This window comes from Microbacterium neimengense, from assembly GCF_054782995.1.
Genome location: NZ_BAAGRK010000003.1, coordinates 716,607 through 740,243, shown reverse-complemented (window position 1 = coordinate 740,243; position 23,637 = coordinate 716,607). Strand labels below are relative to the sequence as shown.

At 69.3% G+C, this 23,637-nt stretch carries 19 protein-coding genes and 3 tRNA genes; 16 read left to right on the top strand and 6 right to left on the bottom strand.

Translation table 11 applies throughout. From position 1 onward, the window contains the following. Positions 1-18 precede the first annotated feature (18 nt). Positions 19-1,059, top strand: a complete 1,041-nt coding sequence (locus tag ACYVJS_RS06305) for a hydroxyacid dehydrogenase (RefSeq protein ID WP_460738781.1) — start codon at positions 19-21, stop codon at positions 1,057-1,059. A 53-nt stretch (positions 1,060-1,112) separates the two neighbouring features. Here the strand turns inward: ACYVJS_RS06305 and ACYVJS_RS06300 are convergent, their stop codons facing one another. Beyond that, positions 1,113-3,968: a glycoside hydrolase family 9 protein gene (locus tag ACYVJS_RS06300; protein ID WP_460738779.1), complete on the bottom strand. Its 2,856-nt coding sequence runs from the start codon at positions 3,966-3,968 to the stop codon at positions 1,113-1,115. 185 nt (positions 3,969-4,153) lie between these two features. Here ACYVJS_RS06300 and ACYVJS_RS06295 point away from each other — a divergent pair, with 185 nt between their 5' ends. Together ACYVJS_RS06295 and ACYVJS_RS06290 are read left to right on the top strand one after the other, a co-directional pair. Then, positions 4,154-5,224, top strand: coding sequence for a LacI family DNA-binding transcriptional regulator (locus ACYVJS_RS06295; RefSeq protein WP_460738777.1), 1,071 nt, complete (start codon positions 4,154-4,156; stop codon positions 5,222-5,224). After that, positions 5,221-5,859 (top strand): ThuA domain-containing protein, encoded by a 639-nt coding sequence (locus ACYVJS_RS06290; protein WP_460738775.1) that lies wholly within the window; start codon positions 5,221-5,223, stop codon positions 5,857-5,859. The genes ACYVJS_RS06295 and ACYVJS_RS06290 overlap by 4 nt, the downstream gene beginning before the upstream one ends. A 38-nt stretch (positions 5,860-5,897) precedes the next feature. Here ACYVJS_RS06290 and ACYVJS_RS06285 read toward each other — a convergent pair whose 3' ends face one another. Next, positions 5,898-7,196 carry a glycoside hydrolase family protein gene (locus tag ACYVJS_RS06285; protein ID WP_460738773.1) on the bottom strand — a complete coding sequence of 433 codons (1,299 nt, stop codon included), beginning with the start codon at positions 7,194-7,196 and terminating at the stop codon, positions 5,898-5,900. Between the two features lie 225 nt (positions 7,197-7,421). Here ACYVJS_RS06285 and ACYVJS_RS06280 point away from each other — a divergent pair, with 225 nt between their 5' ends. The 10 genes from ACYVJS_RS06280 (at position 7,422) to ACYVJS_RS06235 (ending at position 18,771) form a co-directional block, all read left to right on the top strand. After that, positions 7,422-8,468: a LacI family DNA-binding transcriptional regulator gene (locus ACYVJS_RS06280; protein WP_460738771.1), complete on the top strand. Its 1,047-nt coding sequence runs from the start codon at positions 7,422-7,424 to the stop codon at positions 8,466-8,468. Then, positions 8,465-10,069, top strand: coding sequence for an FAD-dependent oxidoreductase (locus tag ACYVJS_RS06275; protein ID WP_460738770.1), 1,605 nt, complete (start codon positions 8,465-8,467; stop codon positions 10,067-10,069). Before ACYVJS_RS06280 ends, ACYVJS_RS06275 begins: the two co-directional genes overlap by 4 nt. A gap of 11 nt (positions 10,070-10,080) precedes the next feature. Continuing rightward, a complete protein-coding gene (locus ACYVJS_RS06270) occupies positions 10,081-11,364 on the top strand; it encodes an extracellular solute-binding protein (RefSeq protein WP_460738768.1) in 1,284 nt (427 codons plus the stop codon). A gap of 4 nt (positions 11,365-11,368) precedes the next feature. Beyond that, the gene (locus tag ACYVJS_RS06265) at positions 11,369-12,325 is read left to right on the top strand and encodes a carbohydrate ABC transporter permease (RefSeq protein ID WP_460738766.1); all 957 of its coding nucleotides are present in this window, start codon (positions 11,369-11,371) and stop codon (positions 12,323-12,325) included. Continuing rightward, entirely contained in the window at positions 12,315-13,244 is a 930-nt protein-coding gene (locus tag ACYVJS_RS06260; protein ID WP_460738763.1) for a carbohydrate ABC transporter permease, read from the top strand. Before ACYVJS_RS06265 ends, ACYVJS_RS06260 begins: the two co-directional genes overlap by 11 nt. Positions 13,245-13,371: 127 nt before the next feature. Further along, complete coding sequence (locus tag ACYVJS_RS06255; RefSeq protein WP_460738761.1) at positions 13,372-14,562, top strand: Gfo/Idh/MocA family protein; 1,191 nt, start codon at positions 13,372-13,374, stop codon at positions 14,560-14,562. Positions 14,563-14,565: 3 nt separating this feature from the next. Next, positions 14,566-15,768, top strand: a complete 1,203-nt coding sequence (locus tag ACYVJS_RS06250) for a dihydrodipicolinate synthase family protein (protein ID WP_460738759.1) — start codon at positions 14,566-14,568, stop codon at positions 15,766-15,768. Further along, positions 15,765-16,649, top strand: a complete 885-nt coding sequence (locus tag ACYVJS_RS06245; protein ID WP_460738757.1) for a sugar phosphate isomerase/epimerase family protein — start codon at positions 15,765-15,767, stop codon at positions 16,647-16,649. The genes ACYVJS_RS06250 and ACYVJS_RS06245 overlap by 4 nt, the downstream gene beginning before the upstream one ends. Then, positions 16,646-17,671, top strand: a complete 1,026-nt coding sequence (locus ACYVJS_RS06240) for a LacI family DNA-binding transcriptional regulator (protein ID WP_460738755.1) — start codon at positions 16,646-16,648, stop codon at positions 17,669-17,671. Before ACYVJS_RS06245 ends, ACYVJS_RS06240 begins: the two co-directional genes overlap by 4 nt. After that, positions 17,668-18,771, top strand: a complete 1,104-nt coding sequence (locus tag ACYVJS_RS06235) for a glycerate kinase (protein ID WP_460738753.1) — start codon at positions 17,668-17,670, stop codon at positions 18,769-18,771. Before ACYVJS_RS06240 ends, ACYVJS_RS06235 begins: the two co-directional genes overlap by 4 nt. A 312-nt stretch (positions 18,772-19,083) precedes the next feature. Here ACYVJS_RS06235 and ACYVJS_RS06230 read toward each other — a convergent pair. The 3 genes from ACYVJS_RS06230 to ACYVJS_RS06220 all read right to left on the bottom strand — a co-directional run bounded on the left by ACYVJS_RS06230 (position 19,084) and on the right by ACYVJS_RS06220 (position 19,411). After that, positions 19,084-19,156, bottom strand: a tRNA-Phe gene (locus tag ACYVJS_RS06230). An 81-nt stretch (positions 19,157-19,237) separates the two neighbouring features. Further along, a tRNA-Asp gene (locus ACYVJS_RS06225) sits at positions 19,238-19,311 on the bottom strand. Positions 19,312-19,338: 27 nt separating this feature from the next. Continuing rightward, a tRNA-Glu gene (locus ACYVJS_RS06220) sits at positions 19,339-19,411 on the bottom strand. Between the two features lie 224 nt (positions 19,412-19,635). Between ACYVJS_RS06220 and ACYVJS_RS06215 the strand changes: the two genes are divergently transcribed. After that, positions 19,636-21,015 (top strand): peptidoglycan DD-metalloendopeptidase family protein, encoded by a 1,380-nt coding sequence (locus tag ACYVJS_RS06215; protein ID WP_460738751.1) that lies wholly within the window; start codon positions 19,636-19,638, stop codon positions 21,013-21,015. A gap of 67 nt (positions 21,016-21,082) precedes the next feature. Here the strand turns inward: ACYVJS_RS06215 and ACYVJS_RS06210 are convergent, their stop codons facing one another. Then, entirely contained in the window at positions 21,083-21,616 is a 534-nt protein-coding gene (locus ACYVJS_RS06210) for an inorganic diphosphatase (protein ID WP_460738749.1), read from the bottom strand. A gap of 180 nt (positions 21,617-21,796) precedes the next feature. Between ACYVJS_RS06210 and tilS the strand changes: the two genes are divergently transcribed. Both tilS and hpt read left to right on the top strand, forming a co-directional pair. Beyond that, positions 21,797-22,789: a tRNA lysidine(34) synthetase TilS gene (tilS, locus tag ACYVJS_RS06205; protein ID WP_460738747.1), complete on the top strand. Its 993-nt coding sequence runs from the start codon at positions 21,797-21,799 to the stop codon at positions 22,787-22,789. A gap of 49 nt (positions 22,790-22,838) precedes the next feature. Then, entirely contained in the window at positions 22,839-23,390 is a 552-nt protein-coding gene (gene hpt, locus ACYVJS_RS06200) for a hypoxanthine phosphoribosyltransferase (protein ID WP_243230918.1), read from the top strand. The last annotated feature ends 247 nt before the right edge of the window (positions 23,391-23,637 follow it).

Genomic DNA, 23,637 nt, shown 5'->3' with positions numbered 1-23,637 from the left:
TGTGGTTCTCTCGTCGACATGGCCGCATCTGTCAGCGACGACACCGACGAGCACGCCCCGTCGGCGCTGCTCCTCATGGGCGCACGGGCCTTCGCGGATCTCTTCGACGACGTCCGTCTTGAGCGACTGCGTCGGCTCGTCCGCCTGCCGTCGCCGATCCGCGTCGACACCCTCGCCACGGCCGAGGCGCGTGCACGCCTGGCCGAGACGGACTACCTTCTGACCGGCTGGGGCGGACCGGCCATCGGAGCCGACCTCCTTGCGACGGCGCCCCGGTTGCGCGGCCTGATCCACACCGGCGGCTCCGTCAAGCACCTCGTCTCGCCCGAGCTCTGGGATCGGGGGATAGTCGTCACCAGCGCGGCCGACGCCAACGCCATCCCCGTCGCCGAGTTCACGCTCGCGACGATCCTGCTGGAGGCCAAACGTGCTCCCGCCTACATCGAGGGCTACGCCCGCTCGCGCGATGTCGCGGGCGCGTGGCGCGATGCGATCCCTCCGGCGATCACCTTCGGCGGCACGGTGGGCATCGTCGGACTGTCGCGGGTCGGCAGGCGGGTGGCCGAGCTGCTGCGCCCGTTCGATCTCGACGTGCTTGCCGCGGACCCCCACGTCGACCGCGACTTCGCCGCATCCGTCGGGGCTCGCCTCACCGATCTCGACGAACTGATGGCCGCGAGCGATGTCGTGACGATCCACGCACCGGAGCTGCCCGAGACCCGACACCTGATCGATGCCCGACGGCTGCGGATGCTGCGCCCGGACGCCGTGCTCATCAACACCGCCCGGGGGTCTCTCGTCGACACCGACGCGCTCATCGCGCGGTGTCGCGAGGGCCTCCTGCGTGCCGTCCTGGACGTCACCGATCCGGAGCCGCTGCCCGCCGACTCTCCGCTGTTCGAGACGCCGGGGATCGTGCTGAGCCCGCACATCGCCGGCGCCATGCACGCCGAGACGCTGCGTCTGACGGACTCGGCCCTCGATGACCTCGAGGCCCTCGTCGGCGGCAGGGCGCCGTGGCACCGCGTCGATGCCGCCTCGTTGGGTGTCATCGCCTGAGCACCGCAGGCGCGGGGGCGCGCCGCCGAAGCGACCCGCCCCCGCGCGCGCGATCATCCGACCACGACCCCGGTCACCGCGGGTGAAGTGACCACGCTGGAGGTGGTGTCGGTCGTGCGCACCTCGTAGCTGTGCACGCCCTTGACCCACCGGCGCGTGACGGCGTAGACCACTCCGTCGGTCACATCGGTGTCGGCGGGATCCACCGCCGTCATCCGGTGGATGACGCCGTCCAGAACCAGTTCGACGGCGTGCGGCGGCGTGCCGTCCGCGTCCGTGTAGGTCGCCTGGACGGTGACATCCGTGCCGGTCGTGAGCGTCCCGGAGGTGTGGGAGATGCCCGACAGCGTGGGCGGCGTGCCGCTGGCCTGGTTCGTGAAGCTGACCTCGTCGACGAAGAGCTCGCCGTCGGTGTCCGCCGTCTGCTGCAGCCAGAACACGAGCTTCGCCTTGGTGCGGTCGAGACCGGGGAAAGCCGCCATGTCGAACGCGTATGTCGTCCACTGCGAAGAGACCGCGATGGGCGCGTTCCCCGTCACGCGGTGGTTCGAGTCCGGATCCGACACCTCGATGCGCAGGCGAAGGTTCGGTGAGGGGCTGCGCATCGTCACTGTGAGATAGCGGTAGCCACCCGCATCCACCGAGTGGTGCCAGGGCTGGAACTTCGCCTGCGACATCGCGGAGGCGGGGTTCTGGAACAGTTTCACCACCGTGCGGTCGTCGACCGTGGTGTTGGTGGCCGATCCGACGCCGGCATGGTTGTTGTACCAGTTGACCCAGGTGTAGCCCTGCATCCCGAACACGCCGTCGCGGCCGAAGCCGTCGTACAGCAGCGGGCTGTCGGGGCTCGGCAGCGGCGGCGCCACCGTGTAGTGGGTGGACGAGTAGGAGTGGGCCCCGCTCGCCTGCGTACCGCGGACATCCACGCGTGCGGTCGTGTACGGGGCGAGCGCGTCGACGTCGATCGTGCCGGTCGAGACGCCGCCGGCAGCCGACATCGGAGTCCAGTTCGGTCCGAGCGCGTGCTGGGTGAGCGAGCTCCCGCTCTGAGCGAAGACCGTGACATCACCGGTGACGTAGTCGCCGATCTGGGGAGAGGTGACGTTCAGCGCGGTGGGCGGCGTCCCGGTCGACCAGGCGGCGCCGCCGATCGCGGTCAGCCCGAACAGAGTCGAGAACAGTCCGGTCTGGATGCTGACGCTGTATTCGTTGTAGCGCCACTGCTGACCGCTGTCCTGCCACACGGGCCGGTCGGCGTACCACGGGCTCGCGCTGCGGACGTCGAGCGGGTCCTTCGCATTGGGTCCGCTCACCAGGGCGCCGGGGAGCACCACTCCGGTTCCGGTCTGGCTCTGCGCCTCTTCGTCGAGTCGGGTGTGGAGGAACTTCACCGAGTTCTCGCCCACGCCCGAGACCCAGCTCGTGCCCCAGGGGTTGTTGCCGAAGACCCAGTAGAGGCCGCGCTGGACCGCCTTCAGCGCACGCTGGTCGCCGAAGAGCTCGTAGTAGCGCAGGGCATCGGCGACGTACGAGATGTGAGGCTCATTCACGCCGAAGTTCTTGAACTGGTTCACCACGCCGTAGGGCGTGTCGTCCGTCGTCGACAGGAAGTAGTCCAGCTGCTTCTTGAGGTAGCGCTGGATGTTCGTCTTTCCGGTCGCCGTGGCGGCCGGGTAGAGCTCCGCCATCGACAGCGGCGCCATGTCCCAGTAGTTCGTGTTGGACAGCACCGAGTACTCGGTGGCGGCGATCGTGGCCTCCGCCGACGTGCGGTAGGCGGCGTCACCGGTCAGCAGGTGCAGCTGGACCTCGGCGAACAGGAGCGAGTTGGCGATGCCGCCTCGCGTCGTCGAGTACCCGCCGAGCGGGTCGGAGCGGTGCGCGTCGACGTACTGGTAGAACGCCACTGCCCCCGCCTCGGCCTCGTCCGCGAACGTCTGCCAGCCGGCGACTTCGGCGGTCGGGATGCGGCCGTCGGCGATCGCCTTCTCGATGGCCCGGGCTGTCGCGGCCAGTGAGCCCGCCGCCTTAGCCGAGCCGCCGACGCCGTAGCCCGAGATACGACGGTCGTCAGCCGTGCCGACGATGCCGTCCGTGTGGGAATCCGGGTGCTGGAAGCCTCCGCTGCCCTTCACATCCCAGAACGCCCCGTCGAAGGCGTCGAGCATCCGCAGCAGGTATTCGCTGCCGAAGCGCGCCTCGTCGACGAGATCGGGGACGCCGTTGTCGTCGTTGTCGAACGCGACCTCGGGGGTGTCGCCGTAACGGAGGTAGGTGATGGCGATGTTGCCCCCGACCCACTGGTTGCCGCCGTAGGTTCCGTAGTCGCCGGCGTCGTACCAGCCGCCGGTCAGGTCGTAGTGGACGGTGCCGTCCTCCGACGCCGCGTCATCGAGGTGTCCCGGTCCATGGAAGATCTTGTCCGACGGCGCGATGCTGCTGTAGCCCGCGGGATAGGCGTCGCTCGTCGCGACCCCGGAACGCTGCAGACGGTAGAAGGCGGTCATCTCGTCGAGGTAGCCCGACCACACGTTCTGGGCGATGGAGAATCGGGGCGACAGCACGCCGCCGACCTCCAGCGCATAGTCGTCGCCGACCGTAGCGAGAGTGCTGAAGTCGATGGCGTACACGCGGTCGCCCCACACGGTGCCGCGGTCGAGGAGCGTGCAGGTGGGGACAACCACGCTCTGTCCCTGCAGGATGCGGCAGGTCGTCGAAGCGGGCAGAGCCGCGTCCGCGATCACCGACGCGGTCTTGAAGCCTGTGGCGCTGTAGCCCGCCTGGCTCACTGCGACGCGTTCGACGGTGGCGGCGTGCGTGGGTGGGGCGGCGATCACCGCCCCACCCACCGCGACGGCCGTCGCGGCGGCGGCCGCCTTCCAGATAGACATCGCTCGTCTTCGAGTCATGGCTCCTCCTCCGGAGTTCGTTGCAGCGCCATCGCTGCAACGCGAGCCAGTATCGACGTGAGGTGAAACAAATGGCAAGATTCGTAACGATATTTAAATAGATCGATCATCCTGGTGTCGTCGTGATCCGACGCGTGCGTCGTCGTTAGGCTGAATGCTGTAATCCGCTCCGAAGGGGGACCGCGATGCTCGCTGCCGAACGCCGCGCGCGTATTCTGAGTCGCGCTCAGCAGGACGGGGCCGTGAGTATCACCGCCCTCGTGGACGACCTGGGTGTCTCCCACGTCACGGTGCGCCGCGATCTCGATTCGCTCGTCGCCGAGCAGATGCTGGAGAAAGTCCGCGGGGGAGCGGTGCTGCGTGCCGACCGCCCGCTCCCCGCATCCGTCACCGTCCCGCACTTCACCGGGACCATCGGTGTCGTCATGCCCACCTCGTACTACTACCGCTACGTCGTCGAGGGCATCGACGACGTCTTGGCCTCCGGGGGCGAGATGAAGCTCGTCATCTCGGAGTACGACCTCGACGAGGAGTATCGCCTTGTCGATGAACTCGTCGCGAGCGGAATCGACGGGCTGCTGTGGGTGCCGACGGTCTCCGAGCGTGTCGCCCCGCCCGGCTTCCTCGACATGCTCGAACGGTTGAGCGTGCCGGTGGTGTTCGTCGAGCGCGAGACCCCCGGCGGCGGTCTGGGCTCGGTGACGTCGGTGCGCTCGGCGCACGAGCGGGGCGTCTTCGCCGCGCTGCAGCATCTGGCCGGACTCGGACACCGGCGGCTCTTGATGGTCAGCCGCGGTAGTTCGCAGAGCTCCGAGTTCGTGCGGCGTGGGTGGCGCGATGCGCTCGATCGGCTCGACCTGGATCCCGAGAGCGTGATCCTCGGGCCGGACGAACTCGGGTCGGGGCCTCGATGGGAGCGCGGGGGAAGCGACGTCGTGATGGACGCCGTCGAACGCACCGGTGCGACGGCATTGTTCTGTCATGGTGACGAGAACTCGCTGTTCGGCCTGCTGCAGAACGCCCGCTCGCGGGGGATCGCGGTGCCGGAGCAGCTGTCGATCGTCGCCTACGACGACGACGTCTCGGCCCACGCCGACCCGCCGATCTCGGCGGTCGCACCCGACCGCCGCCGCGTGGGCGCCCTTGCCACGCGGACGCTGATCGACCTGATCCGCGAGCCGAGTGCCGAACCGCCCCTTCATCTCCACGTCGAGCCCCGCCTGGTGCTTCGGGCCTCGACCGCAGCACCCGCATGACCCGGGCCGTCGTGTTCTCGGGCGGGGGCGACTTCGTCGACCCCTGGCATCCGTTCGCCGAGACGAGTGCCGTCATTGCCGACATCCTTCGGGGGCACGGGCTCGAGGTCGACGTCGTCGACGAGCTCGACGCGCTCGAGCGCTCGCTGGGCGGCTCGGATGTCCTCATCGTCAATGCCGGAGGCGGTGGGCAGCCGCATCCGCTCGACCCGCGTGCCGGCGCGCTGATCGGCGGGTTCGAGGGTGGTCTGCTGGTGCTGCATGTCGCCGCGACGATGTTCCCCGCCGACCCGGAGTGGGAGGACCGGCTCGGCGGCCGCTGGGTGCGGGGCACGACGATGCACCCGGAACGCGGCCCGCTGGTGCTGCGAGCGGCGTGCGACACCGCGCTCACCGATGGGATCGACGAGATCGAAACCGTCGACGAGGCATATTCGTGGCTCCGCGTCGCGGATGACACCCGCATTCTCTACACGCAGGATCACGGAGGAGAGTCGCACGCCGTGGTCTGGACCGTCGAGCACGACGGCCGGCGCACCGCCTACGACGCGCTCGGACACGATGTCGAGGCCTACGCTGCACCCGCCGTGCGTGACCTTCTCGTGCGCCTCACGCGGTGGGCCGCCAGACGGTGAGGCGGGCGCACGCCCCCTGAGGAGCGCGCGCCCGTTCGTCAGCATGAACGTGCGGGGTGGCTCACCGGCCACGTCTGCTCGTGCGCAACGCCCTCGGCCCGTGCGAAGGCCTTCACGGATGCTGTGCCTGCGTCGAGCGTCGCTCCGGGTGCGGTGAAGGTCACCGTCCTGTTCGCGCCCGCGGCGACGCCGATCAGCTTGCGCTCGCCCACTGCCGTCGTGATGCGGACGTCGTTCGCGGCGGTCGAATCGTTGCGTACGGTGACTGACAGCGTCGCGGCCCCGGCGCTGCACGCCGTGGTGGCGGACGCGGTCACGGCGAGGGTGAAGGGCGGTGGAGTCGTCGTGCCGGTGGTCGCCGTCGCGTACATGACGGTGGCTCCGAGACGACCACCGCCCTCGTAGAACAGGTAAGTTGTGTCGCCCTCGGAGACGATCTCGGGTGCCGCCACGCGACCCGTGTCGGGCGCGACGCCGCTGGAGGTGTGGAGGATGACGGGAGCTCCCACGGTGGTGAGGGTCTGATCGACCGCCCGAGCCATGATTCGGCCTTCGGAGTTGTGGTAGATCACGTACCACTGCTCGTCCCACTGCCAGAGGTTGGCGGCCGACACGTTGCCGCCGTCTCCGTTGGAGGGCGTGACGATCGGGTTCGGACGCACGGTCCACGCGCGGCCGTCGACCGACTCGGCCAGACGGATGCGGCGCGCACCCGCCGTGGTGTTCTCCATGAAGAACATGCCGTACTCGAACGCCGATGTCGGGTCGGGGTGGGTGAAGACGCGGCCGTACGACGCCTCGCGCGAGGCGTCGCCGAGCATGGCTGTGTTCACCGCGATGCCGCCGTAAGCAAAGGTGACCCCGTCGGTCGTGGTCGCGAATCGGGTCGTGTCATTGCGGCCGTGGAAGTACAGGAACATCTGCTGCTCCTGGTCGTTCCAGATCACATCGGGGCTCGACACGTGGTTCGCGGTGTAGTGCGGCGACCAGACGGCCTCGATGATCGGGTTCGCCGCATACTCCGTCCAGGGCCCGTCCAGGGAGTCCGCGTACATGAGCGCGATGCCGCCCGGGTCGTTGTGCGGGGCGTAGTACAGGTACCACTCGCCGAGCGGGTCGGTGAGGTGCTCGCCCGCATGGAACACGCTGGGAAAGATGAACTCGTTCGTGGGGTTGAACTGGAGCTCCTCGGCGACGGTCAGCTCTGCGGCGTAGGTGAAGTCGGGGAGGGGCTCGGACGCAACGGCGCCGGCGGGCAGCGCGAGTGTCGGAGCGAGGAGCGCGGCGGCGAGCAGGAGCCCACGCACGCGGAGCGGAACAGCGGACTGTTTCTTCACGTCATCGTGCCTTTCCAGAAGTGGGCGCGGAGCGACTGTGATCCGCGCGGCGTGATGATAATGCGCATTATCATCACGCCGATGTCAGCCTACGCCGGAAAGCACGCCACCCGCCAGTGCGAAGGGCGACGAGGAAACTCGTCCTTGCGCGATCCGATCATGCGCATTAGCGTGAGGTTCGCATCGTGATGATGCGCATTATCAGCCCCACTCGACGGAGAGCACATGTCCCGTAGCGACACCGGCCGGATCACCCAGCAGCGCATCGCGCAGCTGGCAGGAGTCAGCCAGTCCACTGTCTCGTTCGTCCTCAACGGACGCACGGACGGCAGCGTCCGGATCCCGCAGGACACGCGCGACCGGATCCTCAAGGTGATCGAGGAGACCGGCTATGTCGCCGATCCCTCGGCTCGCCGTCTGGCCGGAGCGGACAACCACATCCTCGGTGTCTTCACCTACGAGCCCGCCTTCCCGTCCGAGAGCCTCGACTTCTACACGCCGCTTCTCGCCGGCATCGAAGCGGGCGCCGAGACGGTCGGATCCGACCTTCTCCTGTTCACGAGCGCTCCTGTGGCCGACGGTCGTCGCGAGCTGTTCCACGAGCGCAATCGGCTGCGGCTGGCGGACGGCGTCCTCCTCCTCGGCGTCGAGATGAACCCCGACGAGCTGGCTCGTCTCGTCGCCGACGGCTTCCGTGTCGTCGCCGTCGGTCGGCGCGACACCCCGGGGATCCCCTATGTCGGCATCGACTACGCGTCAGCGGCTGCGGAGCTCGTGCGACGAGCGGGCGGGTGGGGGCACCGAGACGCGATCTTCCTGCACCGCTCGAGCCTCGGTGAGTCGGTGCTCGATCGTCGGCGCGGGGTCGTCGAAGGTGCGCGCGCGGCAGGCCTGGCCCTGACCGACCGCACCACCGACGGCACCGACGTCGACGCCGACTGGAGCGCTGTCCGCGCGAGCGGGGCGACTCTGCTCGTCGTCGAGGAGCCGGGCCTGGCGGCCGCACTCCTCGAGCGCGCCGTCCGCGACGGCGTCTCGGTGCCGACGGACCTGAGTGTGGTCGCACTCGGATCGACATCGCGGCCCGGCACCGACGCCGCCGAGCTGACGCGGCTGCAGCCTCCCCGCGCCGAACTGGGCGAGCGCGCGGTCGAGCTTCTCGCGCGCATCCTCGCCGAGGGCGACGCGGTGCCCGCGGGCGAGCGTCGCGTGCTCCTGCCCTGCCCGATCCTCGACGGGGAGACCCTCGGCGCTGCGGCGGTGGCGCGATGACCGGCCTACGCACCGATGTCCTCGTCGTCGGCGGAGGGTTGGGCGGCGTCGCGGCCGCGCTCGCGGCCCTCGAAGCCGGCCGCTCCGTGGTTCTCACCGAGCAGTACGCGTGGCTCGGTGGGCAGCTCACGAGTCAGGCGGTGCCGCTCGACGAGCACAGCTGGATCGAGCAGTTCGGTGCCACCGCACGATACCGGCGCCTGCGCGAGGGTATCCGCGACCACTACCGGCGGTGGTACCCGCTCACGCCCGCGGCGCGCGCCGATCGCACCCTCAACCCGGGGAACGGCCTCGTGAGCCGGATGTGCGCCGAGCCCCGGGCCGGTGTCGCCGTGATCGACGGGATGCTGGCGCCCTACCTCTCGTCCGGTCGACTCACGATCTTGCTGCCTGCGCGCGCGCAGGCTGTCGACACAGCGGGCGACCGCATCCGATCCGTCACTCTGCGGCGACTCGACGACGGCTCGCTGATCGAGGTCGAGGCGGCGTACGTGGTGGATGCGACGGAGCTCGGCGATCTGCTCCCTCTCGCAGGGGCAGAGTACGTGACCGGGTTCGAGAGCCGCGCCGACACCGGCGAGCCGAGCGCGCCCGACGTCGCGCAGCCCGAGAACCAGCAGGCCTTCAGCTGGTGCTTCGTCGTGGACCATGTCGACGGGGACCACACGATCGATCGGCCGACGCAGTACGACACATGGCGCTCCGCGCAGCCGGACTACTGGGGCGCGCCCATGATCTCGCTCACCGGGCCCGATCCCCGGAGCCTCGAGATCCTCACCCGCACCTTCACGCCCCACGCGGCGCCGGCCGAGGCGGTCGCCGACCAGGGCAAGGACCCCGGTGACCGCGAGCTGTGGACCTTCCGCCGCATCCTGGCGCGCGACAACCTGCTGCCCGGCGCCCTCGACAGCGACCTGGTGCTGGTGAACTGGCCGATGATCGACTACCTGGGCGGTTCGATCATCGACGTGTCACCCGAAGAGGCCGCTCGACACGAGGCGGCCGCGCGGCAGCAATCGTTGTCGATGCTGTACTGGCTGCAGACGGAGGCGCCTCGCCCCGACGGCGGCACGGGCTTCTCCGGGCTGCGTCTCCGCGGCGACATCACCGAAGGTGTGGAGGGCCTCGCGATGGCGCCCTACATCCGGGAGTCGCGCCGCATCCGCGCGGTCTCGCGCGTGACCGAAAACGACCTGTCGATCGAGGTACGCGGCGATGCCAAGCCCGCCACCGTGCCCGACAGCGTCGGCATCGGGATGTACCGCATCGACCTGCACCCGTCGACCGGAGGCGACAACTATCTCGACATCGCCAGCGTCCCCTTCGAGATCCCGCTCGGAATACTGATCCCGCGGCGGCTCGAGAATCTGCTGCCCGGTGGCAAGAACGCCGGAACGACCCACATCACCAACGGCGCGTTCCGACTCCACCCGGTGGAGTGGAACATCGGCGAGGCGGCGGGTGCGCTCGCGGCCTTCTGCATCGACCACGGCGAGCGCCCACGCGCCGTCCACGGATCCCCCGCCCTTCTGCATGAGTTCCAGAACACCCTCACCCGACAGGGCGTCGAGCTGCACTGGCCCGACGTCCGCGGCTACTAGGAGAGACAGCAATGAGATCAGCAAAGACGCTGGCTGCCGCCGCGATCGCCGCGGCAGCGACCCTCGGCCTCGCGGCGTGCGCGGGCGGTCCGACGACACCGGCCGAGCCCACCGAGGACATCGAACTGCGCATGACGGTGTGGACCTCCAACGAAGACCATCTGGCGCTGTTCGACTCCATCGCCGACGCGTACATCGCAGACCATCCCGAGATCGCATCGATCACGTTCGAGCCCCTGCCATTCGACGACTACACCTCGACGGTGACCACGCAGATCGCCGGAGGCAACGCCCCCGACCTCGCGTGGGTGCTCGAGAACGCCGCGCCGGACTTCGTCTCGAGCGGCGCGCTCCTGCCGCTGAACGACGTGCTCGAGAGCACCGACGGCTACCAGTTCGACGACCTCGCGCCGAACGCGCTGGAGCTGTGGGAGAGCGGCGACGACCTCTTGGCCTATCCCTTCAGCACCTCGCCGTTCGTCGTGTTCGCGAACGACGACCTTCTCGCGCAGGCGGGTCAGCCGACTTCGGCCCAGCTACTCGCCAACGGATCCTGGGACTGGGAGACGGTGAGCGAGATTGGCTCGGCGGTCAATGCGGCGACCGGTCGTGCCGGTTTCGTCGTGCGCGACTTCGACTACCTCAACTGGGATTACCTCTCCACCGTCTGGAACGGATGGGGAGCCGCCCCGTGGAGCGAGGACGGCTCCGAGTGCACGTTCGCCAGCGACGAGATGGTGGGGGCCTTCGAGTTCCTTCACGCCGCAGCGTTCGACAACTCCTCGATGCCAGGGCCGGGCACGTCGGCCGACTTCTTCGCGGGAGAGTCCGCTTTCACGGTGACCCAGATCTCTCGCGCCAACCTGTTGGCCGAGGGTGGGTTCGCCTGGAACCTGCTCCCGCTGCCCGAGGGTCCGGTGGGGGAGTACGCCGTGACCGGCCAGGCCGGGTTGGGCGTGCTCGCGCAGGGCAAGAACACCGCGGCCGCCGCGGCGTTCCTCGCGTTCTTCACGAACCCCGAGAACGCCGCGCAGCTCGCGCAGTACTTTCCGCCGCCGCGCACCTCGCTGCTGAACGTCGACACACTGTCGGCGGCGAACCCGCTACTCACGGCGGAGCAGATCGAGTCCGTCGTGGTGCCGGCGGTCGAGGACGGCGTCGTCCGCCCGAGCCACACTGACTCAGCCGAGATCGGTCAGCAGGTCCGGGCGGCGCTGGACGGCCTCTGGGTCGCGGATGCGGACATCCCCGGAACGCTGCAGAAGACCTGCGACGCGATCGAACCTCTGCTCTGAGACGATGACGACCTCCGTATCGCCTGTGCTCCCGGGTCGCGACGCCTCGCGGCCCGGGAGCCCCCCGCGCCGTCGCCCGTGGCTGACGTATCAGCGCAAGGACGCCCTCGCCGGATACGTCTTCATCGCCCCGCAGCTGATCGGCATCGTGCTGTTCGTTCTCGTGCCGCTCGTGTTGATCTTCTACTACTCGGTGCACGAGTGGAACGTGCTGGCCGGAACCTTCACCTTCGTCGGACTCGAGAACGTCGAGGCGCTCTTCTCCGACCCGCAGATGGGCGAGGTGCTCACGGCGACCGGGATCTTCTCGGTCGGCCTGGTGGTGTTCAACCTGTCGCTGGCGCTGCTGCTCGCGGTGCTGTTGAACCGGCGGTGGCGTGGGGTGACCGCATTCCGCACGATCTTCTTCTCTCCCGTCGTCGTCTCGCTGGTCGCCTGGACGATCGTGTGGGGCTTCCTCCTGCAGGACAACGGCGGCATCAACGGGCTGCTCGCCCTCGTCGGCGTCGACGGGCCCAACTGGCTCCGAGAGGGGCCGACCGCCTTGCTCAGTGTCATCGTCGTGCAGGTCTTCAAGAACGTCGGGCTCAACATGGTCCTGTTCCTCGCGGCGCTCCAGGGCGTGCCGCGCGAGCTGCAGGAGGCCGCGAAGGTCGACGGAGCGAATGAGCGGCAGATCTTCGGCCGCATCATCGTCCCGCTCATCTCGCCGACCATCCTCCTGACGCTGATCATCACGATCGTCGGGTCGCTGCAGGTGTACGCGCAGATCGCCGTCCTCACGCAGGGCGGCCCGGGGATCTCGACCACGGTCCTCGTGTACTACCTGGTGCAGCAGGCGTTCGACTTCCACCACTTCGGCTACGGCTCGACGCTGGCGATCCTGCTGTTCATCATCGTCCTCGTGCTCACGATCGCGCAGTGGCAGCTCCGCAAGAGATGGGTCTTCTATGAGAACTGACGCCGTGCTCGACGCCGAGCCCGCGGGCTCGCTTGTACCGAATCTGGATGCGGCGGGTCGACGGCCGGACAAGCCTCCGCGCCGATCCTCGTCCGCCGGGCGCAAGGTCGTCTTCTACGGCGTGCTGAGCGTTCTGGCCATCCCCTTCGTCTTCCCGACGTGGTGGATGATCACATCGTCGCTCAAACCGGTGAACGAGATCTTCGCGTTCCCTCCCAGTCTGTGGCCGGCCGATCCGACGCTGCAGGCCTATGCGGACGCCTTCACCATCCAGCCGTTCGCGCAGCAGTACTTCAACAGCCTCTACATCGCGGTCGTCGTGACGGTGGGAACCATGCTGATCGCCGCGATGGCGGGGTACGCGTTCGCCCGCATCCGCTTTCCCGGCCAGAACGTCCTGTTCCTGGTCGTCCTCGTCGGCCTGCTCATCCCGAGCGAGGTCACGATCGTCCCGTTGTTCCAGATGTTCAACGCTCTGGGGCTGGTGAACACGCACTGGCCGCTCCTACTCGTGACGACGTTCGGAGCGCCCAGCGTGCTGGCGACGTTCATCATGAGGCAGTTCTTCCTGACCCTTCCGGTCGAGCTGGAAGAGGCGGCGCGTCTGGACGGGCTCGGCCGGTGGGCGATCTGGTGGCGGATCGCGGTGCCACTGTCGCGCACGGCGCTCGCCGCAGTGGCGATCTTCACTTTCCTGCACGTCTGGAACCTGTACCTCGAACCGACCGTCTACCTGCTGTCGCCCGAGCTGTTCACGTTGCCGCAGGCGCTCACGCGCTACACCGACGCGTACGGCGGGGAGATGTGGAACGTGCAGATGGCCGCCTCGACCATGACGGCGCTGCCCGTGCTGATCGTCTTCGTGTTCGCACAGAAGCAGTTCGTCGAGGGGCTGGCCCAGACCGGACTCAAGGGCTGACACGGCACAGAAGGGCTTCCGCTTGCGCGGGGGCCCTTCTTGCGTGCAGTGGGGTGGAGGTTGCGGAAAGCGCATTCCCATGGCAGGTTGGAAAGCGCTTACCACTCTTTCCGCAAAGGATCCCCGTATGTCATCGACGACACTCGCCGCCACGCCAACCTCGACGCGCACGCGTGAGGTCGGGATCATCCTCAACGGCGTCTCGGGGCGCATGGGCTATCGCCAGCATCTCGTGCGGTCGATCCTCGCGATCCGTGACCAGGGCGGAATCGAGCTTCCAGACGGGAACACGCTGACGGTCGTCCCGCTGCTGGTCGGGCGCAGCGAATCAAAGCTCGCCGCGCTGGCAGCCAAACACGGCATCGAGGACTACACGACCGATCTGGATGCGGCGCTCGCCGATCCGCGCTGGGAGATCTACGCGGACTTCCTCGTGACCCAGGCGCGAGCCGCCGCGCTTCGCAAGGCGATCGCCGCCGGCAAGACGATCTACACCGAGAAGCCGACGGCCGAGTCGCTCGATGAGGCGCTCGAACTTGCGAGGCTCGCCGCGGACGCGGGCGTCAAGACCGGCGTCGTGCACGACAAGCTCTACCTCCCCGGCCTGCAGAAGCTCAAGCGTCTGATCGACTCGGGGTTCTTCGGCCGCATCCTGTCGGTGCGGGGCGAGTTCGGGTACTGGGTGTTCGAGGGGGACTGGCAGCCCGCGCAGCGCCCGTCGTGGAACTACCGCGCAGAGGACGGCGGCGGGATCATCGTCGACATGTTCCCGCACTGGAACTACGTGCTCGAGAACCTGTTCGGCCAGGTGGAGTCCGTCTACGCGCAGGCGGCCGTCCACATCGCCGACCGGTGGGACGAGAACGGCGAGCACTACATGGCGACGGCCGAGGACGCCGCGTACGGCGTCTTCGAGCTCGAGGGTGGCGTCGTCGCCCAGATCAACTCCTCGTGGACGGTGCGCGTCAACCGCGACGAGCTCGTCGAGTTCCACGTCGACGGCACCCTCGGCTCGGCCGTCGTGGGCCTCTTCGGCGCGAAGATCCAGCCCCGCAACGCGACGCCCAAGCCGGTGTGGAACCCCGATCTTCGGGACGACCACGACTACGACGCCGACTGGCAGGCGGTGCCCACGAACGACGTGTTCCTCAACGGCTTCCGTCAGCAGTGGGAGGAGTTCCTCACCTCGTACGCGACCGGCACCCCGTACGCGTTCGACCTGCTCGCGGGCGCGCGCGGTGTGCAGCTGGCCGAGGCGGGGCTGCAGTCGAGCCGCGAGGGCCGCAAGGTCGCGCTGCCCGCTTTGTCGCTGGACTGACCGATGACGGATCTCACGCTCCTCGCCGACGATGGCGCGCTCCGGCGCGTCCCGATCGCCGATACCTCCGGCTTCACGCGCCCAGCCGTTCCGCTCCGCAGCCGCGTCGCGTACGCGGCAGCCCACGTGGTCCCAAAGACGCACGCCGACAACACGCCGGGGCGGCCCGCCGACATTGATTGGGACGCGACGCTCGCGTTCCGCCGCAACGTGTACTCGTGGGGGCTCGGCGTCGCGGACGCGATGGACACGGCGCAGCGGAACATGGGACTGGATGCGGCGGCCACCCGTGAACTCATCGCCCGATCGGCCGAGGTGGCCCGTGAAGAGGGCGGATCGGTCGTGGTGGGAGTCAACACCGATCACGTCGACGACGAACGCATCCCCCTCGGCGGTGTGGTCGACGCCTACCTCGCGCAGCTCGCTTTCGCCGAGGACCAGGGGGCCCAGCCCGTCCTCATGGCCTCGCGCCACCTCGCCCGCGCGGCCGAGGGGCCGGCCGACTACCGCCGTGTGTACGACGAGGTGCTGTCGCGCGCGAGCGGGCCCGTCGTGCTGCACTGGCTGGGCACCGCGTTCGACCCCGAGTTGCGCGGGTACTTCGGCGCCGACGACTGGCTGAGCGCGTCGAGCGTGTTGCTCGAGATCCTCGAGGAGCACGCCGACAGGATCGCGGGCGTGAAGATGAGTCTGCTCGACGCCGCATCCGAGGTCTTCGTCCGCGAGCGCCTGCCCGAGTCGGTGCGCATGTTCACCGGCGACGACTTCAACTACGTCGGTCTCATCGGCGGCGCGGATGTGCCGGATGCCCCTCAGCCCGAGCGGGATCCGTCGTCGTCGAGACAGCACTCGGACGCGCTGCTCGGAGCATTCGCGGCGCTGACACCCGTGGCCTCCGCTGCGATCCAGGCGCTCGACGCGGGGGATCCCGCGCGCTACCTCGAGGTGCTCGCGCCCACCGAGGCGCTCTCGCGCCAGATTTTCGCGCCGCCGACCTTCTACTACAAGACGGGCGTCGCATTCCTGGCCTGGCTCAACGGGCACCAGCCCGCCTTCCAGATGGTCGGCGGCCTCCAGTCCGCGCGGAGCGTGCCGCACCTCTCGCGCATCGTCGAACTCGCGAACGATGCGAAGGCGTTCGAGCGCCCCGACCTCGCCGCATCCCGCTGGCACTCTCTCCTGCAGGTGAACGGAGTCGTCGCATGACCGCGGATCCGCGCCTGTCGATCAACCAGGCCACGATCAAGTACGCCGATCTCGCGACGGCCCTGCGGGTCACTGCCGAGGCAGACATCCCCGCGATCGGGCTGTGGCGCGAGCCGGTGAACGAGGTCGGGCTCGCCACGGCGGCCGCGATGCTCGCCGATTCGGGACTCCGCTTCACGACGCACTGCCGTGGCGGCTTCTTCACCATGCCCGAGGGGTCGGCCCGCCGCGCATCGATCGACGACAATCTCGTAGCGATCGAGGAGACCGCGGCGCTCGCCGCCGCGGGGGCGCCGGGCTCCAGGGCCATCCTCGTGCTGGTCGCGGGTGGGCTCCCCGAGTGGTCGCGAGACATCGGGGGAGCTCGGGAGCGTGTGCGCGACGCGATCGGAGAACTTGCCCCGCACGCCGCTGCGGCCGGCGTCACGCTCGCGATCGAGCCTCTGCATCCGATGTACGCGACGGATCGCTGCGTGGTCTCGACCCTCGGGCAGGCGCTCGACATCGCTGCCTCGTTCGAGCCGGAGGTCGTGGGCGCCACGGTCGACACGTTCCATGTCTTCTGGGATCCGGACGTGCTCGACTCGATCGCCCGAGCGGGCCGTGAGGGACGCATCGCCACCTACCAGGTCTGCGACTGGAAGACGCCGCTGCCTGCCGACGTACTGCTCGGTCGCCATTACCCGGGCGACGGCGTGATCGACATCGGCGCGCTCACCCGCGCGGTCGTTGCGACAGGCTACGACCGCGACATCGAGGTGGAGATCTTCAACGCCGACATCTGGGCGCTTCCGGCGGACGAGGTCGTCGCCCGAGTGGCCGCGGGCTTCGCGCAGACCGTCTCGCCGTGGCTGCGTTCCGCCGTAGACTCGCGGGCGTGAACGGCGTGAATCCCGCGCGGCGCGCGCCCACGCTCGACGACGTGGCACGCCGCGCCGGCGTGTCGGCGGCGACGGCCTCGCGGGCGCTGAACGGCTCGGCGCGCAAGGTCGCCGATTCCTATCGCGACCGAGTGATCGCCGCAGCCGCCGAGCTGGGATACTCGCCCAACCTCTACGCCCAGGCCACGGCGCGCGGTTCTGCGGCGCTGGTGTCGCTCGTCGTCTCCGACATCGCCGACCCGTACTTCGGTCAGATCGCGGCGGGTGTCACCGCCGCCGCATCCGATGCCGGACTCCACCTCGTCGTGGCCGTGGCCGGCCGTGACCCCGAGCGCGAGATCGAGCTGCTGCATGTGCTGCGTGGGCAACGGCCCCGGGCGGTCATCCTTGCCGGCTCGCGATTCGGCGAGGAACCGTCACTCGAGCTGCGCCGCGAGACCGACGCGCTCGTCGAAGCCGGGTGCGCCGTGGTCGCTTTGGGCAGCGGTGCGGCGGGCATGCGTGCGTTGCCGGTCGCCAACGAGGAGGGTGCCGCTCTGCTCGGGCAGGCGCTCCGCGCGCGCGGCTATCGCCGTGCGCTTGTCATCGGAGCGGGGGAGGGGCTTCGCACCTCGGACGAGCGGTTGCGTGGGTTTGCCGCCGGGTTCCTGCCCGACGGGGGAGAGCTCGACTTGCGGCGCGGTGGCTTCACGCGAGAGGACGGCGAGCGTGCGATGGCGGCGGTGCTCGAGGGTCCGCTACCCGCCGGCACCGTCGTGTTTGGGGCCAACGACGTGGTGGCACTGGGAGCAGCCGCGGCGATCAGATCGAGCGGCCGCGAGGTCGGCGCGGATGTGGCCGTTGCAGGCTTCGACGACATCCCGACGGCGCGCGACGTGACTCCGGGGCTCACGACGGTGCGGATCCCACTCGAGCAGATCGGCGCGGCCGCGCTGCATCTTGCGCTGACCGACGACCCACGTCCGCCGCAGGCCGCGCCCGCCGAGGTCATCCTGCGCGCGAGCACCCCCGACATCCGATGACGCGCGTCGTCTTCGCCCCCGACAGTTTCAAGGGTTCCGTCACCGCGGCGGTCGCCGCCCGTGCGCTCGCCGTGGGCTGGCGGCAGGTCGACCCGGGCATCGACGCACTGCTACGCCCGATGGCGGACGGCGGCGAGGGGACGCTCGACGCGTTCGCGAATGCCGTGCCGGGCGCCCGCCGCATCCCGCTCGAGGTTCCGGCGCCGGGGCCGTCGCTGCCGCCGGTCACGACGTCGTGGCTGCTGCTGCCCGCCGACGACGAAACGCCGCGGGGGACCGCGGTGATCGATCTGGCGTCGACGGCGGGCATCGAGCTCTTTTCGGGCGATCTCGACCCCTGGAACGCGACGTCGTGCGGCTTCGGCGCGGCGATCGCCGCCGCACTCGATCAGGGAGTGTCACGGTTGATCCTCGGCATCGGGTCCAGTGCCTCGACGGACGGCGGCGCGGGCATGCTCGCCGCGCTCGGAGCGGCGATCGCCGGCGATCCGGAGCGCGGCGCGCGTGGGCTGGACACGATCCGCTCCGTCGATCTGTCGACTGCCCGTCCGTTGCCGCCCGGCGGGGCGATCGTGCTCACGGATGTGACCCACCCGATGTGCGGCGCGCGGGGCGCCGCGGCGGTGTTCGGTCCGCAGAAGGGGTTCGCGGAGGGCGAGCTCGGGAAGGTGGATGCGGCGCTGCGCCGGTACGCCGAGTTGTTCGACGTCGATCCGGATTCCGCCGGTGCGGGCGCCGCAGGCGGCGTCGGATTCGCGCTGTCGGCGTGGGGCGCACGGCTCACGCCCGGCGCGGCAGCGGTCGCCGACCTGATCGAATTGGATGCGGCGACGCGGGGCGCATCCTGGGTCGTCACCGGTGAGGGCGCCTACGACGTGCAGTCAGCGTCGGGGAAGGTGCCCGGTGTCGTGGCGGCCCGCTCCGCTGCGCCCGTTGCTCTAGTCGCCGGTCGTATCGATGCGGACGCCGATACGACCGCATTCCAGGCCGCCGTCTCGTTGACCGCGCTCGCCGGTGGCGCCGATGATGCGCAGCGCGGCGCGGAGCATTGGCTCGAAGAGGCGGGGCGTCGTCTCGCCCGCGCGGCGGAAGGACGCTGACCTGTCGACCTCGGTTGCTCGTCAGCACGCCGTCGTCCTGGCCGATGCCGGTGATTCGACGGCGCTTGTCCGGGCCGCCACGGGGTGAAGGAGTCTCCGCCGGCCATGTCAACGACCCGAACGACCCCGCCGAGGGTCGAGGCGAGCTAACCGCTGACAGCGAGCCCGATTCCCGTGCCGACCACCGGGCTTCGCGCGTGCCCCCGGCCCGGCAACACCGTGCAGAGACCGTTCGTCACCACACAAAAGCAAAACCCCCGCGATGTAGAAGCTACGCGAGGGTTTCTGGGGTGATTGTAACGATCACCCTTGTGGCTCCGACGGGCGTCGATCCCGTGACCTCACGATTTTCAGTCGTGCGCTCTACCAACTGAGCTACAGAGCCCCGCGGCATCCGTATCGCGCGAGGCGACGCGATGCCGCGTCCTAAACGAAAGGCCCTTCGAGAAGGGCCCGTCGCTCAGAGCGACCCTGACGGGACTTGAACCCGCGACCTCCGCCGTGACAGGGCGGCACGCTAACCAACTGCGCTACAGGGCCATGCTTGTTTAATTGTATTCGGTTGTGTGACCCCAACGGGATTCGAACCCGTGCTACCGCCGTGAAAGGGCGGCGTCCTAGGCCGCTAAACGATGGGGCCGGATGAACCCTTCGGGCTCACGCTTACCGAAGAGCAAGCATAGGCGAGGTTCCAGCAAATGCGAAATCGGGTCCGACCGCCCGCGCGCGTCGCTGCCCGACGGGGCGTCGATCAGGGGAGAGGATGGCGCGGGACCACCAGCATCCTGCGCTCGAAGAAGCCGTTGCGGATGTGACTGATGTTGTTAGTGTTATCGGTGTTACGCCGGTGAACGAGGGGCTGCTGTGACTGCCGAAGACCTGACCGGGGTGGAAGAGGACTGCGGCTGCGGCCCCACCGCCCAAGAGAAGCGCGCCCTCTGGCCCACGATGACCCGCCGCGTCGCGCTGGGTGCCGGTGCGCTCGGCGTCGTCGGACTCGCCGCGCTGGCCGGCCCGCTCCAGCCCCAAGCGTTCGCGATCGACGGTTACCCCTCGTGGGACGACGTGCAGAGAGCGAAGAACAACGAGGCGGCCAAGGGCGCCGAGATCCAGCGCATCCAGAACCTCATCGCCCAGCTGCAGGCCGATGTCGTCGCCAAGCAGGCGGTGGCCGACCAGAAGTCGCAGGAGTACTTCACCGCCCAGCAGGCGTACTTCGATGCCGCTGCGCGTGCCGACAATCTGCAGTCGCAGGCCGACGCGCAGGCGGCCGCCGCGACGGAGGCGGCCAACAAGGCCGGTCGCGTCGCCAGTCAGCTCTACAAGGCCGGTGGCGACGACACGTCGCTGCAGCTCTTCTTCGCGGGCTCCGCGGCCGGCGCCGACGACCTGCTCGCCCGCCTCGGCACGATGGACAAGCTCCTCGAGCGCAACCAGGATGTCTACGCCTCCGCCGTCTCCGCGCGTAACGCCGCCCAGTCGCTGACCGATCAAGCCAAGTCGGCTCGCGATGAGCGCGACAAGCTGCAGCAGGCCGCTGAGCAGGCGATGCAGGAGGCGCAGGCTGCGGCCCAGGCGGCGCAGGCCGCCCTCGACGAGCAGAACCAGTACCTCGGCACGCTGCAGGCGCAGCTCGCGGCTCTGCAGGACACCACCGCCAAGACGGTCGCCGACTACCAGGCGGGTGTGGCCGAGCAGAAGCGTCGCGAGGAAGAAGCTCGAAAGGCTGCCGAAGAGGCTGCTCGGCGTGCGGCAGAGGAAGCGGCGAAGAACAACCCCGGCGGCGGCAGCGGTGGCGGGGGCGGCGGTGGCGGTGGTGGCGGCGGCTCAGGATGGGTGCGCCCCGCCGGTGGCGGCGTCTCCTCCGAGTACGGTCCCCGTTACTCCCAGTGCGGGCCGAGCTACTGCGCGAGCGGCTACCACTACGGCATCGACCTTGCGGCCGGATGCTGGGGCAACATCTACGCGGCAACCGGCGGCACCGTCACGTTCGCGGGTCGCAACGGCGGATACGGCAACTACATCCGCCTCGACCACGGCGGCGGATACGGAACCGGCTACGCCCACATCTCCGACGGCGGCATCTACGTGTCACGAGGGCAATGGGTCAACGCCGGCCAGGTCATCGCGGGCGTCGGCAACACCGGCAACTCGTTCGGCTGCCACCTTCACTTCGAGTGCTACACCCCCAGCGGCACCGTCAACCCGCGCAACTTCATGGCGGATCGCGGCATCTACTTCTGAGACGGCCCGAGACAGAAAGAGAGCGGATGCGGCCGGTGCCGCATCCGCTCTCTTCGTCTGAGTGCGCTCAGAGGGAGTTGGGTGCTTCGCCCTCACCCTGCGTCTTGGTCTGACCCTCGTGCTCCTCGAAGCGCTCGAAAGCCTCGGCGACGAGACGCTCGGCCTCGGCGGCGCCAGCCCACTCGTCGACCTTGACCCACTTGCCCGGCTCGAGGTCCTTGTAGTGCTCAAAGAAGTGGCCGATCTCGCCCTTGGTCCACTCATCGATGTCGCCGACGTCCTGGATGTGCGCCCAGCGCGGGTCCTTCGCCAGCACGGCCACGACCTTGTCGTCGCCGCCGGCCTCATCGCTCATCTTCAGCACGGCGACCGGGCGCACCTTCGCGAGCACGCCGGGGTAGATGTCGCGGTCGAGCAGCACGAGCACGTCGAGCGGGTCGCCGTCCTCACCGAGCGTGTTCTCGAAGAAGCCGTAGTTGCTGGGGTAGCCCATGGGCGTGAACAGAACGCGGTCCAGGAAGACCCGGCCCGTGCCGTGGTCGACCTCGTACTTCACGCGGCTGCCGCGCGGGATCTCGATGACGGCGTCGTATGCGCCCATTCCTGTGCTCCTTCGGAAGTTCAGCGGATTCGCCACACAGCCTAGTCGGCCCGTCTCGGGCCTTCCGTGGGCAGGACTCAGCCAGAACCCGCGGAACCCGGCGCGGAACCGACCCGTGCGGGCTTTCCGGCTGAGTCGTGTCGGCCGAACCGCCGCCATCCGCGCCAGTAGCGTGGTGGCATGCGACCCGGACTCGACCCCGCCACCGCCGAGGTGCGCCGCGCCGTTCGCGCGGTGCTCGGATCCCGGCGCGGACAGGCCGTCGTCATCGGGCTCTCGGGCGGTGCGGACTCCCTGGCGCTCACCGCCGCCGTCGCCTTCGAAGCCGTTGCGCTCGACGTGCGCGCGACCGCGGTGACGGTCGATCACGGACTCCAGGACGGATCGGATGCGGTCGCCGCACGCGCCGCCGATCTCGCCCGCGGGCTCGGGCTCGCCGCCGAGGTCGTGCGCGTCGAGGTGTCGGCGGCGGGCGAGGGGCTGGAAGCCGCCGCCCGCAACGCCCGTCGCATGGCACTCGCGGCGGCCGCCGAACGTCTCGGCGCGTCTGCGGTGCTGCTCGCGCACACGCTCGACGATCAGGCCGAGACCGTGCTGCTCGGACTCGCCCGGGGCTCGGGAGCGACGAGCCTCGGCGGGATGGCACCGGAGCGTGAGGACGACGCCGGTCTCACGTGGCTCCGACCGCTGCTGGGCGTTTCGCGAGCCACGACGCTCGCCGCGTGCGCCGCCGCCGAGTTGGAGCCGTGGCACGACCCGCACAACGACGACCCCGCCTTCACCCGCGTGCGGGTGCGTCAGCGGGTGCTGCCGGTGCTCGAGCGCGAGCTCGGGCCCGGCATCACCGAAGCCCTCGCCCGCACCGCAGAGCAGCTGCGAGCGGATGCGGCGGCTTTCGCCGAGATGATCGACGAGACGATCGAAGACATCGTCGAGCCCGCCGAGGCAGGGATCGCCGTCTCGGTCGCAGCCCTGGCCGCCAACCCGTCGGCGCTGCGCACCCGCATCCTGCGCCACGTCGTGGCCAGTGAGTTCCACGTTTCCCTCACGCACCGCCAGACGCAGGAGGTCGAGCGGCTCGTCACCGACTGGCGCGGCCAGGGCTCCATCGACCTGCCCGCCTGCCGCGCGGCCCGCGTGGGCGGCCGGATCGTCTTCAGCGCCTCGACCTGACCCGGCCCGCACACAGGGCGCCGCCGGTGCCGCCGCCTAGACTCGACGCATGCGCGCAGCGGACATCGCAGACGACCTCACGACCGTTCTTGCCACCGAGGAGCAGATCCTCGCCAAGCTCGAGGAGATCGCGGCCCAGGTGGCCGCCGACTACGAGGGCAAGGATCTCGTGCTCGTGGGCGTTCTCAAGGGCGCGATCATGGTCATGGCCGACTTCTCCCGCGCGCTGCCGAGCCTCGTGCCGATGGACTGGATGGCCGTCTCCTCCTATGGAACCGGCACCCGCTCGAGCGGTGTCGTGCAGATCCGCAAAGACCTCGACACCGACATCCACGACAAGCACGTGCTCATCGTCGAGGACATCATCGACTCGGGGCTGACGCTCAGCTGGCTGCTGGAGAATTTCGCCGCCCGCGGCGCCGCATCCGTCGAGGTCTTCGCGCTGTTCCGCAAGCCCGAGGCCGCCAAGGTGCAGGTCGACTGCCGCTACGTCGGATTCGAGATCCCCAACGAGTTCGTCGTCGGCTACGGCCTCGACTACGCCGAGCGCTACCGCAACCTGCGCGACGTCGCGGTGCTTGCCCCCCACGTCTACAGCTGACGCGCGACGGGTCACCGCGGCGCAGCCGCGCTGATGCGTCGCGGGTCAGGGCTGAGCGAGGAGCGCAGCGACGAGTCGAAGCCCGCCAGCGCTGCGTTTCGTCTCGCTGCGCTCGCTCAACGACCGGTGGCGCCCGCTCAACGACCGGGAATGCGCGCGCCTGTACGCCGTGGGCGAATGCACAGACCCGGCATAGAGAGCCCGCGCTACCCTGAAACGACCGTCGGGAGGCGGTACGTCGACGAAA